Source organism: Natronobiforma cellulositropha, from assembly GCF_025629245.1.
Classification (GTDB): domain Archaea; phylum Halobacteriota; class Halobacteria; order Halobacteriales; family Natrialbaceae; genus Natronobiforma; species Natronobiforma cellulositropha.
In genome coordinates this window covers 78,080-95,156 of record NZ_JANZXN010000009.1, presented here as the reverse complement: position 1 = coordinate 95,156, position 17,077 = coordinate 78,080, and the positions used below count along the sequence as shown (strand labels likewise).

At 67.9% G+C, this 17,077-nt stretch carries 13 protein-coding genes and 1 pseudogene; 13 read left to right on the top strand and 1 reads right to left on the bottom strand.

Translation table 11 applies throughout. The features are described 5' to 3' along the window. The first annotated feature begins 12 nt into the window (after window positions 1-12). The 5 genes and pseudogenes from N0B15_RS04655 to N0B15_RS04640 all read left to right on the top strand — a co-directional run bounded on the left by N0B15_RS04655 (window position 13) and on the right by N0B15_RS04640 (window position 2,068). Complete coding sequence (locus N0B15_RS04655; protein WP_263018318.1) at window positions 13-450, top strand: phage tail protein; 438 nt, start codon at window positions 13-15, stop codon at window positions 448-450. Window positions 451-459: 9 nt separating this feature from the next. Continuing rightward, complete coding sequence (locus tag N0B15_RS04650) at window positions 460-900, top strand: phage tail protein (protein WP_263018317.1); 441 nt, start codon at window positions 460-462, stop codon at window positions 898-900. A gap of 10 nt (window positions 901-910) precedes the next feature. Next, window positions 911-1,243, top strand: a pseudogene (locus N0B15_RS04645) (hypothetical protein); the annotation flags it as partial. Window positions 1,244-1,299: 56 nt separating this feature from the next. Then, window positions 1,300-1,512 carry a DUF6760 family protein gene (locus tag N0B15_RS18240; RefSeq protein ID WP_317618588.1) on the top strand — a complete coding sequence of 71 codons (213 nt, stop codon included), beginning with the start codon at window positions 1,300-1,302 and terminating at the stop codon, window positions 1,510-1,512. An 88-nt stretch (window positions 1,513-1,600) separates the two neighbouring features. Beyond that, a complete protein-coding gene (locus N0B15_RS04640; RefSeq protein ID WP_263018316.1) occupies window positions 1,601-2,068 on the top strand; it encodes a phage tail protein in 468 nt (155 codons plus the stop codon). Window positions 2,069-2,085: 17 nt separating this feature from the next. On the opposite strand, the gene N0B15_RS04635 is transcribed toward N0B15_RS04640, so the two are convergent. Next, window positions 2,086-4,314 carry an ATP-binding protein gene (locus N0B15_RS04635; protein WP_425494209.1) on the bottom strand — a complete coding sequence of 743 codons (2,229 nt, stop codon included), beginning with the start codon at window positions 4,312-4,314 and terminating at the stop codon, window positions 2,086-2,088. A 302-nt stretch (window positions 4,315-4,616) separates the two neighbouring features. Between N0B15_RS04635 and N0B15_RS04630 the strand changes: the two genes are divergently transcribed. The 8 genes from N0B15_RS04630 to N0B15_RS04595 all read left to right on the top strand — a co-directional run bounded on the left by N0B15_RS04630 (window position 4,617) and on the right by N0B15_RS04595 (window position 16,993). After that, complete coding sequence (locus N0B15_RS04630; protein WP_263018314.1) at window positions 4,617-5,378, top strand: hypothetical protein; 762 nt, start codon at window positions 4,617-4,619, stop codon at window positions 5,376-5,378. 96 nt (window positions 5,379-5,474) lie between these two features. Next, window positions 5,475-10,262 (top strand): hypothetical protein, encoded by a 4,788-nt coding sequence (locus N0B15_RS04625; RefSeq protein ID WP_263018313.1) that lies wholly within the window; start codon window positions 5,475-5,477, stop codon window positions 10,260-10,262. After that, window positions 10,263-10,895 carry a CIS tube protein gene (locus tag N0B15_RS04620; RefSeq protein ID WP_263018312.1) on the top strand — a complete coding sequence of 211 codons (633 nt, stop codon included), beginning with the start codon at window positions 10,263-10,265 and terminating at the stop codon, window positions 10,893-10,895. 79 nt (window positions 10,896-10,974) lie between these two features. Continuing rightward, window positions 10,975-11,979, top strand: a complete 1,005-nt coding sequence (locus N0B15_RS04615) for a phage late control D family protein (RefSeq protein ID WP_263018310.1) — start codon at window positions 10,975-10,977, stop codon at window positions 11,977-11,979. Then, complete coding sequence (locus tag N0B15_RS04610) at window positions 11,980-12,723, top strand: phage baseplate assembly protein V (RefSeq protein WP_263018308.1); 744 nt, start codon at window positions 11,980-11,982, stop codon at window positions 12,721-12,723. A 104-nt stretch (window positions 12,724-12,827) separates the two neighbouring features. Further along, window positions 12,828-13,127: a PAAR domain-containing protein gene (locus N0B15_RS04605; RefSeq protein WP_263018306.1), complete on the top strand. Its 300-nt coding sequence runs from the start codon at window positions 12,828-12,830 to the stop codon at window positions 13,125-13,127. A gap of 2 nt (window positions 13,128-13,129) precedes the next feature. Continuing rightward, entirely contained in the window at window positions 13,130-13,540 is a 411-nt protein-coding gene (locus N0B15_RS04600; RefSeq protein ID WP_263018304.1) for a GPW/gp25 family protein, read from the top strand. A gap of 39 nt (window positions 13,541-13,579) precedes the next feature. After that, a complete protein-coding gene (locus N0B15_RS04595; RefSeq protein ID WP_263018303.1) occupies window positions 13,580-16,993 on the top strand; it encodes a putative baseplate assembly protein in 3,414 nt (1,137 codons plus the stop codon). The last annotated feature ends 84 nt before the right edge of the window (window positions 16,994-17,077 follow it).

Sequence of the window (17,077 nt, the reverse complement as noted above, 5' to 3'; positions counted from 1 at the left end):
TAAGGAATACACATGGCAGATTTACACGGACCATACAGGGGCGAACGCTTCGTGCTCGACCTCGGTGGGAAAGAGCTCGACGGCTTCACGGAGATCCAGATCCCGAAGCACAAGACCGAGAAGTCTCACTTCCGGGCCGGCGACGACGCAGCACACCAACAACAGCTCTGGTCGACGACCAGCTACGAGGACCTCGTCATCACGCGGGCGGTCGACAACGACCTGACGCTGTTCGAGTGGCGAAAGAAGGTCCAGCAGGGACAGCTCGACGAGGCTCGCGAGGACTCGATCGCCGTCATCCTCAAGGACGAACAGGGCGTCAGCGCGCTCCGCTGGGAGTTCGAAGACGCCTGGCCCAAAGAGTACCGGACGCCGGATCTCGACGCCGCCTCGCACAAGATCGCGACGGAGACGCTCGTCATCGCCCACGAAGGAATGACACGGAAATAACGATCACAGATGGTAAACAGACACCAACCGTACAAGGTCGAACGCTTCGAGGTCGACCTCGGCGACTACGACGTCTCGGACTTCGTCGAAGTCAAGATGCCGAACTCGACCACCGAAGTCAACGAGTACCGAACGGGTGACGACAGTGCGCACAGTCGGAAGCTCTGGGGGAGCACGCAAAACGGCGAACTCGTGATGACCCGCGGTGCCGACGACATCGACGACCTGCTCCAGTGGCGACGACTCGTCAACGACGGCAAGATCGAAGAGGCGAAGGTGGACATCATCAGCGTAACGCTGAAATCGGAGACGTACGAATCCGGTCCACGATGGACGTTCACCAACGCATGGCCGCGCGAGTACCATCCACCCACGCTCTCGTCGGGCGGCTCGAAAGTCGCGATGGAGACGATCGTCATCGCCTACGACGAGATGAAACGAGACGCCTAACTGATACAGCATGACCGACTCACCACTCCAGACCGAGTTCGAGTTCACCCTCCCCAAGGGGTACGTCGACGACGAGGGCACCGTCCACCGCGATGGCCGCATGCGACTCGCGACCGCCGCAGACGAGATCAAGCCACTCAACGACCCCCGCGTCCAGGAGAACTCGTCGTACCTGACGATCATCCTCCTCTCGAGGGTCGTCTTCCAGCTCGGCTCGCTCGAGTCGGTGACGACGGACGTGATCGAGTCGCTGTTCGTCAGCGACCTCGCGTACCTACAGGACCTCTACGAGCGCGTCAACGACGGCGGGACGAACTTCGTCGACGTGACGCAGACGCCCGAGGAGGCGGGAGCCGACGAGCCTGAAGAGGGTGGCCCACTGGGAAACTCTCACGAGGGATAAGCGTCCATCCCGCCGATCAGCTCTACGAAGAGGTCGCGTTCATCGCCTACTACTTCAACTGGGCGCACGAGGACGTCCTCGCGCTCCCACACTGGGAACGGCGACGCTGGTGCGACGAGATCAGCCGGATCAACCAGCAGATGAACGAGGGCGACTCGAGCGCGGCGACGATGCCGATGGAGCCGACGTTCGACAACCTGCCGCTGTGAGTCGGGTTCGGCCCGCCTCGGCAGTCACGGCCTGACGCACGACCACACGAAGAAAACACACTCACCGCAGCCCTGCCGGAGACACCCGATGTTCAACTTCACAGACACCAGCACCGACGACGACGATCCGTACAACAGCTACCGCTTCCAGGTCGAAATCGATGGGATCATCGTCGGCGGCTTCACCGAGGTCAGCGGCCTGCGCGTCGAGACGAACGTCGTCGAGTACCGTGAGGGTGGCGTCAACGACTTCACCCACAAGTTCCCCGACCACATCCGCGGCTCGAACGTCGTCCTCCGGCGGGGCCTGACCGACTACACCGAGTTTTTCACCTGGATGATCGAGTCGACGACGACGAAGCGAGCGGACGTCCAGCAGGATGTGATGGTGACGTTACTCGACAAGCTCGGACAGGAGGTGTGGGCCTGGGAGTTCATCGACGCCTACCCGGTCCGCTGGGAGGGACCACAGCTGCGCTCTGACGGCGGCGGCGTCTCCATCGAGATGGTCGAGATCACCTACGAGCGCCTCGAGACGCTCACCTACTCGCGGTGACCGGCTCGCACCCGATGCTACTCGAGTAGCTCCTGATACGGCTCGAACCGGCTGGCGTCGATCAGTCGCCCCTTCTTCTCGTACTCGCGTTTGATCGCGGTGACGACGTGTGCCATGGTGATCGCTCGAGTGCCGTCGCCGTCGTCGCCGGCCGCGCTCGCCTCGTCGGCACCCGCAGCCATGAACGCCGCCGCCTGGGCGGCGTTTTTCACGTCGCCGCCGCTCAACTCGAACGTCGCGAGGAACTCGTAGTCGAGGTCGGAAACGGGTGCCTCCTCGGGGAAGACCAGCCGCCAGAGCGTCTCGCGGTGAGTCTCCTCGGGGAGGCTGAAGTCGACGCTGAGGTGAATCCGGCGCTGGAAGGCGTCGTCGATGTTCGACTCGTAGTTCGTCGTCAGAATAACGACGCCGTCGTAACGCTCGATGCGCTGGAGGAGGTAGTTCACCTCGACGTTGGCGTAACGGTCGGTCGAGTCGCTGACCGACGAGCGCTCGCCGAAGACCGCGTCCGCCTCGTCGAACAGCAGGATGGCGTTGCTGCGTTCGGCCTCCTCGAAGATGCGCTCTAAGTTCTCCTCGGTCTCGCCGATGTACTTACTGACGACGCTCGAGAGGTCGATCTTGTAGAGGTCGAGACCGGAGTCGGTCGCGAGAATCTCGGCGGCCATCGTCTTCCCGGTGCCGGAGGGACCGGAGAAGAGCGCGACGACGCCCTGTCCACGGCCGAAGCGCCGTCCGAATCCCCACTCGGCGTAGACGGTGCCGCGCTCGACGATGTGGGTCGCGACGTCGCGAAGCTGTCTGGCGGTCGTCTCGGGGAGGACGATGTCCTCCCAGGTGTAGTTCGGGTCGATGTGTTCGGCGAGTTCGCCCAGACGCGAGGCCGACTGCGTCTTACAGCTCTCGTAGACGTCCGTGCGCGTCAGCGCCGTCCCGTCCGGGCGACTCTCTGCGAGCGCCCGCACGGCCGCGGCGGTGCGCTCGATCTCGAGCTGGGTGAGATCGAAGACGGCCGCGAGGTCGGCGGGTGTGACGCCGTCCGGCAGGACCTCCGCGTGGCGGTCCCAGCACTCGCGACGCAACTCGTAGTCCGGGCGCGGGAACTCGAGGGAGACGAAGCCGTGGTTCGAACGCTCCGCGTCCGGAACCCAGCGCGTCTCACCGATCACGAAGACGTCGTTCGGGAACCGATCGAGCGTCTCGAAGAACGCCTCACGGTCGAAGGCAGGGACGGCCTCAGCTGGGGCCGTATCGTCGTCGCGACGACGTCGGTGGCGGCCCCGTCGGCCCGCTGCCAGCGGGCTCTCGTCTGCGTTCTCGAGGACGACTGCAGCCTCGTGGAGGGCGGCCTCCCGACAGAAGCGCTCGAAGCGGCCGTCCGCGATCAGTGCGGGGAGGTCGCCACGCAACAGCGGCGTCTCGGCTGGACAGACGGCCGCGGGTGCACGGGCAGCCCCGGCACCCGCCGGGCCGTAGAACGAGTACACCCGCGGCCCCGCCACGTCGTCTCGGAGCGACACCAGCCGGTCGGCGGTCTCGGGTGCGAGCGCGAGTGAGTCGGCCGTCGCCGTCGCCTCCTCGAGCGATGCGACGTCGGCGAGCGCCGGGTCCAGGCCGTCGTGGCCCGCGAGGTAGGCGCTGACGTGGGCGTCGACGGCGACCGGCTGCGAGCGCCAGCCGCCCGCGTGTGCTTCAGGGAACGGTTCGATGAGGCCGTACCGACGCAGCGGGGCCGAGGCGGCGAACGCACTCTCGAGTTCGCCCTCACGCGCCACCGGCGTGAGGACGCGACTGAGCAGGCCGACCGTCGGCTGGGCGGGCGGAACCGTCTCACGAAGCGCCGCGTAGAGGTCGCCGTAGTTGTCGTAGCGGTCGGGTGCGAGCGCGAGAACGAGCAGGTCAGTCTCGAGACGCGAGAGGCCACACGCTGCTCGCAGTCGCGCCAACCTGCTCGTGTGGCCGCTCTCGCGCGAACACTCGAGGCGGGCTTCGACGGTCGCCGTGCGCTCGTCGAACTCGTCGATCAGGGCGCGGTTCCAGGTGAGTTGCTCGCGCGCTCGCTCGAGGATCGGGCGGGCCTGTTTCTCAGAGAGGTACGGGGTCGGGGCTCCCGGCGTCTCGAGGCGGGCGTCGACGGTCGACTCGATGTACGCCTCGAGGAGGAACTCGAGTCGATCGAACTCTTCGCTCACGTGCTCGCGGGTGTCTCGGTACGGCTCGGTCGGCTGCACGTCAGTGCCGGTCATGTGGATGGTGTGGTTGCGTCTCGGCCGGACGGAGTCTCTCGACAGCGCCGCGAGAGGCGGACGAGCGCACAGGGCGTTCCGTCCGCCGTTCGAGACATTCTTTCGACACACTAGCCGCTCGCGCCTCAAAAACTATCGCATCGGTTCCAACCCACGGCCCGCCTGCGTCCGGCCCGCGACGGGTGTGGGCCGGGATCGACAGCGCGGGAAGCACCGATGCAGCCGGGCGGCCTGACAGCGAAAGAGAAAGTCGAACTTTTTATGTCGGAAACCGCTAGTCGTGATATGATGAGGCGGGGTTCATGACGCCGGTCGACGACACCGATAGCTGGATCGAGTACTGGGAAGCGAAGCACGACTCCGGCGCGCGGATGGAAGTCGAGACCGCCGCACGCAATCCACGCGGTCACTGGCTCGTCGTCGACGTGCCGGTCGTCCTCGACGAGGAGTTCGACATCTCCCGCGAGACGCTCCATCGCCACCCCGACGCCGCCCTCGAGCAGGCGCGAACGGGCTTCGAACGGTTCGTCGAGAACGCCGAGATCGAACGGGCCGCGAGCGACGGGTTCGACGACCTCGCGATACACCTCGTCGGCGCCGCACAGGTCAACCGGGACCGGGCGCTGACGCTCGAGGACTTCCCATCGGGGGCGAACACGCTCTCGATCCTGCCGAGCGCCGCCGTGACCAGCGAGCCGACGCGTCGGCTACAGGCCGCCTCGGTCACCTACCGGTGTCCGGCCGGCCACGAGACGGCCATCACGCGCCCGCCGTACCGCATCGGCGCGAACGCACCCACACTCGAGCGCTGTGGGAATCCCGACTGTTCGAACGAAGTGTACGTCGACGACACACAGACGGTGACACGCTGGCTCCGGACGTTCGACGTCGAGTACGGCGGGGTCGACCTGCCGTGTGTCGCGACCGGCCGGTACGCGACGACCGATCCGGGGCGGATGGCGAGCGCTAGCCGCCTGGAACTCACCGGCGTCCTTCGCCTCCTCGCAGACGACGACGGCGGCGTCGAACCGGTGTACGAAGTGCTCTACGCGTCCCCCCTGTGAGTTGCCCACCGTGATCCCGAGCGCTACCGACCGACACACGCCGAACGCGAGCAGGCCGACCGTCTCGAGCGCCGGCGACTCGAGTGAGGTGATCACGTGACGGACGAACCCGACGTCGAAGTCGAGAGGAGGCTGCGAACGATCGGGATCACCCAGCGCGAGGAGGCAGAGGGAGAGGCGCTCGGCGTCCTCGACGCACGGACGAGCGCGCGCTCGATCACGATCAGTCGGACGGAGCGGCCACTCGGCGTCCTGGGGACGACGGGTGTGCGTTCGATCGCGACGCTCTCGCTGCCACGCCACCCGTCGGAGACACCAGCACGGGGACCGGGCGGGCCACTCGGGACCGCTCTGACCCACCGTGTGCCGGCCGACGACGACGAACCCGAGGAGCGACGCGACCCGGACGCGACGGATCTCCCGTTTATCTCCTCGATCATCGACACCGCCGGGAGAAGTCTGGACGCGGCACAAGACGCCGCCCCGGCCGCAGAGCGAATCGAGTCGACGGCCCAGAGGGAGCGGTCCGAGCCACGGCCGGCACCTGAGGGGACGCCAGACACGGCGGTCCCCACGAGCGACGGGCGACGGGACGACGAGCGAACGCCAACGGCAGGCGAGGCGTCTGCGGGGACGGACGAATCCCGGCCGGGCGCCACCGACGACGGCAACGCCGTTCCCTCCAGTACCGACGCGACGCCTGCGCGCGACGAACCCCCGAAGACGAGCGATCCTCGGACGGACGACGGAGGCGACGGCAACGCCGTTCCCTCGAGCGCGGACGGGACGGAGACGGCAGGTTCGAGCGGCGGACACGCCGACAGTGAGCCGACAGACTCGAGCGCGGACGCGATGCCCGCGAGCGACGAACCCCCGGAGACGAGCGATCCCCGGACGGACGACGGAGGCGACGGCAACGCCGTTCCCCCCAGTGCCGACGCGACGTCCACGAGCGACGGAGACGCAGACGGTACGCGACCGGCCGGCCGAACCGACGCCACGCCGACGGGCGACTCGAGCGAGGGGGCGGCCGTTCCGTCGGACACGGACGGGTCTCGAGAGCCAGAGAGCGAGGCGGATACAGCGGACGAGCCAGCGACGACGGGACCGCCGTCCGAGCGCGACGATACGCCGAGCGCCGGTGCGGCGACCGGTTCCGAGGGCACCGACGCGGAGGACGCAGGTGACACGCCGAGAACGACGGACGAGGGCGACGCACGCAGTGGGACGGGGCTCGAGACGGACGAGAGCGAGACCGATACACCGACAGCGGAGCGAGCGGGCGACGCTGCCGGTGTCCCAGAAGCGAACGGGCCGACCCGTACCGGAGAGACACCGGCAGCCGAGACGGACGAGAGCGCAGACGGGACGTCGGAACCAGCGGTGGACGGTGACGCCGGTACCGCGACGAACGCGGAAGGGCAAGCCGATGTCGGTAGGTCCCCAGAACCCGAGGCGGCTACCGACGCCACCACCGCAAGCGGGGAGAGACCGCCGGAGACACGGACGACAGCCGACTCGAGTGAGCGGCGAGCGCGAACGGACACCACAGCCGACGGGCGAACGGACACCACAGCTGACGGGCGAACGGACACCACAGCTGACGGGCGGGCGGACACCACAGCCGACGGGCGGGCGAGCGAGCCGACGGCGCCGTCCGTCGGAACGGGACGGACGAACGACCGGCGGCCGCGTGGGTCGGATACGGAGTCGGAGTCGGCCATCTCGTCCGCGGCGGTCGCAGCCGGCCGGCGGCCGCGTGGACGCCGGACGATCACCGTCGAATCGGTGTTCGAGCGCCACGCCCCCCTCCGAATCGCGGCGAGTGGGAGGACGGACGACCTCGAGACGCTCGGACACGCGGCGACCGCGGCGGACGAGCGTTCCGCCAGCGGGAGACGCTCGAGTGAGCGAACGGGAGGCGCGGGGCGACACGTAGCACGTGGCGGGTACGAGAGCCACCTCTCACGGGCGCTCGAGCGAGCGAACGAACCGGGACCGGGTGGTGCGAGCGCCGGCCGAACGACGGCGGCGCGGCCGGGGCGAACCGGAGCGACACTCTCGTACCTTCGAAGTACGGTCGGATCGCGTACACGCGCACAGGCCGACGAGGGACACCGCTCCGGCCGCCGCCGGGCGAAACACGACGGGTATCCCACCGAGCGTCCATCCGATCGGAGTCACGACTCGAGCGACGCCGCTGGCCGGACGAGACGCGTGCCACCGGAAACGGCCGGCGGTGCGTCCTCGGGGGGGCGAGCGGACGACCGCCGCGTGGAGTCACCGCGGGTGGACACCGCGAGTGGACTCGACGCCGGAGGCGAGCGACCGAGCAGCGCGGTGACCGGGGCGCGGACGGCCACGCCGATCGACCAGCCGGACCACCGCGTCGCACCGCATACGCCGCCGACCCGCGTCGTCGGCCGGCGACCGCTCGCGGCGACTCCCGACGAGCGTGTGAGCCGGCCGGGTTCGAGTGCGCGCCGGCTCGAGCGGGCCGCCCCACCGGTGAGCGACGCACGAGCGAGTGGCGAGCGTGGGAGACAGCCAGCGCCATCGCGGGCGAGCGACGCGACGGCCTGGGTGGGTGCCGGCGAAGCGACGACGGGAGCGCGGACGGACGCGGAGACCGGACGGGCGAGCGCGTCGCGTCCGAGGCCACCACGCCGGTCGACTGCGAGACGGACGGCGCTCTCGTATCTCACCCTCGTCGGTTCGACGGGTGGTGACGGCCGGGCCAGCGGACTCGAGACGGCGACGGCAGCCAGCGCGCGCCTCGAGTCCCCCCACACCGGTTCGTCGGGTCCCGCTCGTCTCGAGGTCCTCGCGCCGACGGGCGAGCGCGCTCGAGCGAGCGACGGTGTGACGGCGGACGCCGGGCGGACGGTGGGTGCGGCTGGGCCGGTGACGGCGAGCGTCGGACCCGAGGACGGGCCGGCCGACGCATCCACCACGCGAACGGACGAACGCGCGGCGGTGCGCTCCGAGCGGACGACAGCCGACGCCGCGGCGAGCGACGGGACTCGAGTGAGCGGCGAGGAGTCGACGGCGCTCGAGCGAGCGGGGCGGGCGCCCACAGCGCGACGTGTGCGTCCGTCCACGCTGGTTCACACACACGAACCGGCGGCAGGCGGAGGCGAGCGCGCTCGAGTCTCCGCCGGGGCGCAGCGTGCTGCCGTCGAGAGAGCGGACGCGTCCGGGACCACCGGGACCGGCGTGCGGACGGCGAGACCGGCGACGCCTGCGGCGACGAGCGCGTCGACAGCGGGTGTGGTCTCGCGGGCGGCGACGGCCGTCACGCTCCCGAAACTCGTCGTTCACCGGAGCGCGAAGGCGGCGTCTCCGTCGTGGCAGGCTCCCGAGAGCGGGCCGTCTCGAGCGCTCGAGGGACCACGGGAGACCGTCTCGACGGCCGCAGGTGGACGCCCGAGCGGGAGGACGCCGACGAGTGTCGGAGCCGACGAGTCGGCGGCGTCACCGTCGACAGGTGGACGGACCCGACGGCCGGCCGGTGTCGCAGCGAGTCTGTCGTACCTCACGCTGGTGACGGGACAGTCGCCAGCACGGGACGTCGACGAGGTGACGGCGGGCGACGGTCGGCCGGTCGCACACGCGAGCGGCGTGCACGAGTGGGGCCCGCGTACGAACCTCGTGAGCCAGGGAGACCAGCACTCGCCCGACCTGGAGCCGACGGCCGGCGGACGGGGCGGCCGAGCACAGTCGGCGGTCCCCTCACCGGAGGGCGTCTCGAGTGTGCCGTCGGTTCCTGGCCCGTCACGGCGAGTGGTTCGGCGAGCGACAGCGAGCGAGGGAGCGAGCGGCGAGCGGCCGGGAGACGAGTGGACACCGGACGGCTGGTGGACAGCGGGTGGCGGACGGACGGCGGGTGACGAGTGGGAAACGGGAGCGCCGGCGGGCGGACGGACAGCAGGTGACGAGCGGGAAACGGGAGCGCCGGCGGGCGGACGGACAGCAGGTGACGAGCGGGAAACGGGAGCTCCAGCGGGCGGCGGGCGGGTGGGAGGCGAGTGGGGAGACGGAGAGGCGGCGGGTGGGAGTCGGTCGGGACCGGTCTCGGTCATCGAGCCGTGGACGGTTCCCAGCGGTCTCGGCGTCGGGACGAGCGGCGCGCCGTCACCCGGTTCGGTACCGTCGCTGGTGGTCGACAGGATAGAGAGCGCACCCACCGGCCGCGCCGGTGAGTATTCGAACGCGGCGGGCGGTACTGATACAACGTGGCGACGACAGTTAATGCAAAGTACACCGGGCCTCGAGAGAGAACGAGGAGAGACCGCACGCGGACGACGCTCGTCGCTCGTCGGCGTGACGGACGATCGAAATGAACCCACGAGACGCGACCGAACGCCCCACTCGCCCGCGAACGGCCCGGCCGGGTCGCCGTCGCTCGTCGTCAGAACCGCAGCGGGGAGTCGGGAGACCGAAGACACCCCCTCGGAGCCGGCGTGGCAGACGAGTGACGGGCGGCCCATCGAGCACGAGAGTGCCGTCGGGACCGCCAACGAACCACGGCCGGACACCTCCAGGTTCGCCGGGGGACGCGTCCCGGTCAACGACGCCGGTGGCGGCTCTCGAGCGGACCGGGAGCGGTGGGAGCGGACGGCACCCGCACGAGAGCGGCCGTCCGCGTCCGGCGACGAGCAACGCTCCGTACCGGAGCAGCCACCCCAGGAGTACGGCGAGTCGAGGGTGTGGACGCCACACGATGCGGGCCAGCACACCCCCGTTGGCTCGCTGCGGCGGACGGTCGAACCCGACCTCGAGGAGGTGCTCGCCTCGGACGCGGCGACCGACGGCGTGGTCGGACGGCTGTATCGCGAACTCGAGCGGAAAGTGCGAATCGAACGAACGCGCAGAGGTCTGTAAATGAATAAATCACTAGAGAAAGCCCACATCATCGTCCTCAACGGCAAGAACGAGGGTACCAAGATCGAGTGTCGGTTCAACCCGACGGAGTATCGCATCCAGCGGAGCGTGACCTACAGCGAGAACGCCTCGAAGCTGGATTCACCGGAGCCACAGTTCAACAAGAGCAACCCCGACATCCTCACGATGGAGCTGTTCTTCGACACGACCGACGACGAGAGCGACGTCAGGAAGTACACCGACGGCATCGACTCGTTGCTCGAGATCGACGGCGAACTCCACGCACCGCCTGCGTGTCGGTTCGTCTGGGGCGGTGGGATCGACTTTCCGGCCGTCGTCACGAACGCGGACAAGCGCTTTACGCGCTTCCTGCCGAACGGGATCCCGGTCCGTGCGCGTGCGAACGTGACGTTCCGCGAGTACAAGACCGCCTCCTACCAGAAGTCGAGCATCAAACACGAGTCGACGGACAAGATGAAAGTCTGGACCGTCACCGAGGGAGATACGCTCTGGCTGATCGGCCAGGAGGAGTACGGCGATCCCTCACACTGGCGGACGATCGCCGAGGCGAACGACATCGAGAACCCCCGGTCGCTCGAGCCCGGAACGAAACTCGCGCTCCCGCCACTGTGACTCGAAGCTGTCCGTCCCGGCGACCGACCGCCGCCACCGTGAGCGCGTACTCGAGCGAGCGAGCACGAGGTGAGCGGCCGTGAGTTCCTACTCGGCGTCGTACGTCCCGCGGTTTCTGGTGACCGTCGACGGCGAGGAGTTCCACGAGTACAGCGGCTACGTCTCGGACGTGATCGTCGACACGGCCGTCGACGGGGCGAACCACTTCTCGGTCACGCTCACCTACCCGTACGACCACGAGCACGTCTCCTTCGAGGACCTCGACTGGGACCAGTTCGAGCCGGGGGCCGACGTCGAGATCTCGATGGGCTACGGCGACAGCGGGGCGAAACTCGACACGCTGTTCGTCGGCACCATCTACACGGTTCAGCCGACGTTCCCCACCGAGGGATCGCCGACGGTCAAAGTCAGCGGCTACGGGCCGCTCCACGAGATGATGCAGGGGACGAACTCCGAGTCGTGGACGGAGCCGACGCTGAAGACGGTCGTCCAGGACGCTGCCGATCCGTACTTCTCGACGGTGGAGATCGAGAAGGCGGACATGGAACTCGGCCGGATTATCCAGGACAACAAGAGCGACTACCGCTTCGTGCGGGATCTGGCCTCGAAGTACGGCTTCGAGGTGTTCTCGACGCTCGATACCCTGACGTTCCGGCCGAACGACGGCACCCGTGACGATCCGGTGGCGACCCTCTTTTACGGTGAGACGCTCGAGTCGTTCACGGCGGAGTTGAACGACACCGACAGCGTCGCCGAGGTGGAGGTCAGACACTGGGACCTACAGAAGAAAGAGGCGATCGTCGGCTCGGCGACGGTCGACTCGCGCGGGTCGAAAAAGCGGGTCTACCGGATTCCGGTCGAGTCGGAGTCGGAGGCGACGAAGATCGCGAAGGCGAAGGCGACGCAGACGACGATCACCGGCAGCGGAGAGACGTTCGGCGTCCCCGAAATCGTCGCGGGAGAGGTCGTCGAACTCGACGGACTCGGGCCGAAATTTACAAAGGATTATTATGTCACGAAAGCGATCCACCGTATGGGTAGTACAGGATATCGAACGTTTTTCGAGGTAACGGGGAGCGAGTAGATGGACTACGAAAATCTCGTTCCGGACGACAGCGACGACGGGCTACACGGCGTCTACGTCGGCACCGTCACGGACAACGAAGATCCCGAAGACCTCGCCAGGGTCCGGGTGACCTTCCCCTGGCGTGACCTCGACGACGAGAGCAACTGGGCGCGACTCGCGACACCGATGGCCGGTGAGCAACGTGGCGTCTACGCGCTCCCCGAGGTCGGCGAGGAGGTACTCGTCGCGTTCGAAGAGGGTGACATCCACAGCCCGTACGTCATCGGCGGTCTCTGGAACGGCAAGGCGAAACCACCGGAGAAGAACACTGACGGAGAGAACAACCGGCGGCTGATCACCTCGAGAGCGGGCCACGAGATCGTCCTCGACGACGAGAAAGGCGAGGAGAAAGTCGAGATCCAGACGCCGAAGGGCAAGCGCGTCGTCCTCGAAGACGAGGAGACGGTGACGATCACCGACGACGACGGCTCGACGATCACGCTGGACTCGAAGGGGATCACCCTCAAGTCCGACTCGAAACTCAGCCTCTCTGGCTCCGAGATCGAGTTGAAGGCGGACCAGGACGTCTCGATCTCGGGGATGTCGGTCGACATCGGCGGCTCGTCGGCCGTCGACATCGAGAGCAAGGGGAACCTCGGCGTCGATGCGGGCGGCATGCTCGACATCGGTGCGACGGGAATGGCGAAGATCCAGTCGAGTGCGATCTTGACGATCAAAGGCTCGCTGATCCAGTTGAACTGACCGCAATCTATGACAGCAGACACAACCGACGGATGGAGACGACGGACGAGAGACGAACACCGGGTGGCCGGACGGGCCGGCGCGAACGGCCGGGGTGAGAGGAGATGAGACCGGCCGCGAGAGTCGGCGACTCGACGGCACACGGCAGTCCACTCGCCGGTGCCGGCAGCCCGAACGTGTTGATCGGTGGGCGACCCGCCTGGCGGGCACTGGCCGACTTCGCGCCGTGTCCACAGGCGGTTCCGGGTACGCCACCGGTCCCGCACGTCGGCGGCGTCGCGGTCCCCGGCAGTGCGACCGTCCTGATCAACAAGCTGCCAGCGGCCCGCATGGGCGATACGATTCCCGAGGCCGGGCCACCGAACTCGATCGTCTCCGGAGAGCCGACGGTCCTGATCAAGTGACCATGAGTCCGAACCACCACCCAGGCGAGAACTTACCGGGCGCTGGCTGGGGCTTTCCCGTCGGCGTCGACCACAAGGGAGACGTCTCGCTCTCGGAAGGCGAGTTGAGTATCAGAGACTCGATCCGTATCATCCTCGGGACGGCCAAAGGCGAGCGCGTTATGCGCCCCGACTTCGGCTGTGACATTCACGATCACGTCTTCGGCAACATCGACGGGACGATGCTCACGCTCGTCGAGAGCGGCGTCGAAGAGGCGCTCATCAACTGGGAGCCACGGATCGACGTCGAAGACGTCGACGCGGGACGCGACCCCGAGAACCCGAACCGCCTCCTGATCGACATCACCTACCGGGTGCGCTCGACCAACACCGAATCGAACATGGTCTATCCATTCTACCTCACGGAGAAGTGATCGTATGGACGACGCAGCGACGGCCGCGGGGGTGACACCGTGACCGAAACACCCGTACTCGACGGCCGGACGCGCGAGGAGATCCTCGAGCGGACCAAAGAGATCGCACCGTACTACACCGACCAGTGGAACCCGGACTCGGACGACGCCGGGACGGTGATCCTCGAGATCTTCGCGGACCTCGTCGAGGACGTGGTCGAACGGCTCGACCGGGTGCCCGAGAAACACCAGATGGCCTTCCTCGACTCGCTCGATTTCAATACCTATCCCGCACAACCATCGCGGCTTCCGGTGACGTTTACGGTGTCCGAGGCGGCGACCGAGAACGTCGCGATTCCGACGGGCACGACGGTCGCCGCCGGCGAGACCGACGAGCGGCCGGAACAGCGCTTCGAGACGGTCGACACCGGCATCGAGGCGACACCCGCGACGCTCACCGACGCCTACGGCGTCGACCCGGGGATGGACTGGATCGTCGACCACTACGACGACCTCGAGACCGGCGAGCGAACACACCTGTTCGTCGGCGAGAACCTCCAGGAACACGTCTTCTACATGGGCGACCCGGAGCTGTTGACGCTGAGCGCCGGCGCGACGGTCGACCTCGAACTCGCGACGAACGCCCCCGAGAGCGTCCTCCGCGAGTACCTCGAGTGGGAGTACTACGGCGAGCGCGTCGTCGAACCCGAAGACGACGATGACGAACCGGTCGTCGAGGAGGGATGGCACCCGCTCGAGATCCACGGCGAGCCACCGCGGCGGGTCCCGCGGATCTCGGAGATCAGCCAGATCACGCAGTTACTCGAGCGCCTCGAACCCGTCCTCGACCGCCAGGGGCTGGTGATGATCGAGCGCGAGGAGTTCGAGACGCTCGTGCGAGCCATCGCCGACGACGTGCGAAAGGGTCGGTTCGGCACGAGCGACGACGGCACCGTCTTGCCGCGGAACCTCCTCGACGTCGACGACGTCGACGAGCCGCTCGTCCGCGGGCTCAGACGGCAGTTCTCGAGCCTCCAGGACCGGTTCCGGGCGGCGGCGACCGGCGACACGTTCGACGCCGAGGCGATCGACGGCGACCCCGTCCGCCTCACCTTCGACGTCCCCGGCGAGCCACTCGAGTGTGCCGTCGACGACGTCGAGGCGAAGTGGCTGCGCTGTCGGATCCCCCGCGAAGAGCTCTCGAGTGCGCTGTTCTCGATCGTGATCGACGAGGTGAGCCTCTCGGTCGGCGGCGACGAGGAGACCGGGCGGACGCTCACGCCGGACGAGACGTTCGTCAACGACCAGCAGGTGTTTCTCGATGGCGACGACGAGGTCTACCCGTTCGGCCGGGAGCCGGTCGCCTCGACGACGTTCTCACTGGCGTGTGAGGAGGCGTTCACCAAGCCGGGTGCGACCGTCTCGATCACCTTCGAGAACGCACACGAGCCGGAGACGGAGCGCGAGGACGACGACCCGGAGGTCGCCTGGCAGTACTGGGACGGCGAGAGCTGGCGGCGTCTCGCCGTCTCCGACGAGACGGACGCGCTCAGAGAGAGCGGCTCGGTCAGCTTCGAGGTGCCCGACGACCTCGAGACGACGGCCGTCATGGGCCACGAACACTACTGGGTGCGCGCGCGATTCGTCCGTGGACACTACGGCGAGGCGCGCGTCGAAGAGACCGACGAACACGTCTGGGAACGCATCACCGACCACGTCCACCCGCCGCGTTTCGAGACCGTGACGATCAGCTACGAGCAGGGCGGCGAGCCGTTCGCGGCGCTGCGCTGTGAGAACACCCTCGGCGTTCGTGACGTCACGACGGCCGAGGGGACCTTCAGGCCGTTTACGGCACCGCCGGGGAACACGCAGGCGCTCTACCTCGGTTTCGACGCCCCGCTCCGGGGCGGGCCGATTCCGGTCTACCTGCCGCTCGAGGGCGACGTCTACCCCGACGGCTTCACTCCCTGGATCAACGTCGAGTACTGCTCGGATCCGCTCACGAACGAGTGGACGCGGCTGACGGCCAGAGACGGGACAGAAGACTTCACCGAGCGCGGCATCCTCGAACTCGTCTTCCCCGAGGAGACGGAGGCGTTCGAACTGTTCGGACGTGAGCGCCACTGGATCAGAGCGCGCGTCACCGGCGACGAGTTCGCCCGCAGTTCGCGCAGGCTGTTCGTCTCGACCGACCAGCTCGACGGCCCGGGAAGCGGGCAGGGACCGCTCACCGCGGGTGCGGCGGGCGAGCCCGGCCGCCAGCGCGAGCACAGCCGGACGCCGCCGATCCTCTACGGTATCCACCTCAACACCCAGTGGGCGGAGAACGTCAGGAGCGTCGAAGACGAGGTACTCGGCTCGAGTCGCGACACGGCGAAGCAGACCTTCGAGTTCAGGCACACGCCCGTGATGGAGCCGACGGTCTGGGTCGACGAGATCGAGTCGCTCTCGGAGAGCGAACGGCGCACGCTCGAGCGGACCCAGCCGGAGCGCGTCGACCGCGTCGTTCGGCCGGACGGGACGACGACCGCGTTTCGCGTCCGCTGGGAGGAGGTCGAGGACTTCTTCGAGTCGGGACCGGAGGACAGACACTACGTGCTCGACCGGACGAGCGGCCACCTCACCTTCGGCGACGGCAGGAACGGGGCGATTCCGCCGAAGGGATCGAAGAACGTGACCGCGAGTTACCGGACCGGCGGCGGCATCGACGGCGACGTCGAGGCGGGGACGGTGACCGACCTGAAAGACTCGATCACGTTCGTCGACGAGGTGACGAACCCCGAACCCGGCGACGGCGGCGAGGACGAAGAGCCGATCACGGAGCTGGTCTCGCGCGCGCCGAAACAGCTCAGAGACCGGGGGAAGCCGGTGACCGAAGACGACTTCGAGCGGATCGCCCGCTCGGCCTCGCGCGAACTCGCGACCGTCAGCTGTAAGAGCGGCATGGACGAAACCGGCGCGCACCGGCCGGGGTACGTGACGCTGTTGATCGTCCCCGAGACCGACCAGCCGAAGCCGATTCCCTCGGTCGACCTGACCAAACGCGTCGAAGAGACCATGCGCGAGCGCGCGCCGGCGGTCGTCGTCGGCGAGGGACGCTCGCGGCTGACCGTCCGCGGGCCGACGTACGTCGAGACCAGCGTCGAGGCGACCGTCGAGATCAAGAGCGCAGAGAGCGTCACCGACGTGAAAGAACAGATCGAAGCGGAGCTAGCGGCGTTCATCCACCCGCTGTCGGGCGGACCCGAGGGCGACGGCTGGGAGATCGGGAGCGTACCGGCGCCGTCGGTCTTCGCCGCCCACGTCGAACAGCTCGAGACGGTCAACCGCGTCGAGCGGATCTCCGTGACGTTCGACGACGACGGCTCCGTGTTCACGCTCGCCGACAACGAGCGCGCACCGGAGGTCGGCGAGGACGTACTCATCTACAGCGGCAGACACGACGTGACCGTGACGACCGGAGGTGGACACTGAATGGAGACAGCGATACAGACGAGACGGCAACGGTGGGGGACAGCGACGGCGAGCGAGGCGGAACGCTCGAGGAGGACGAGCTAG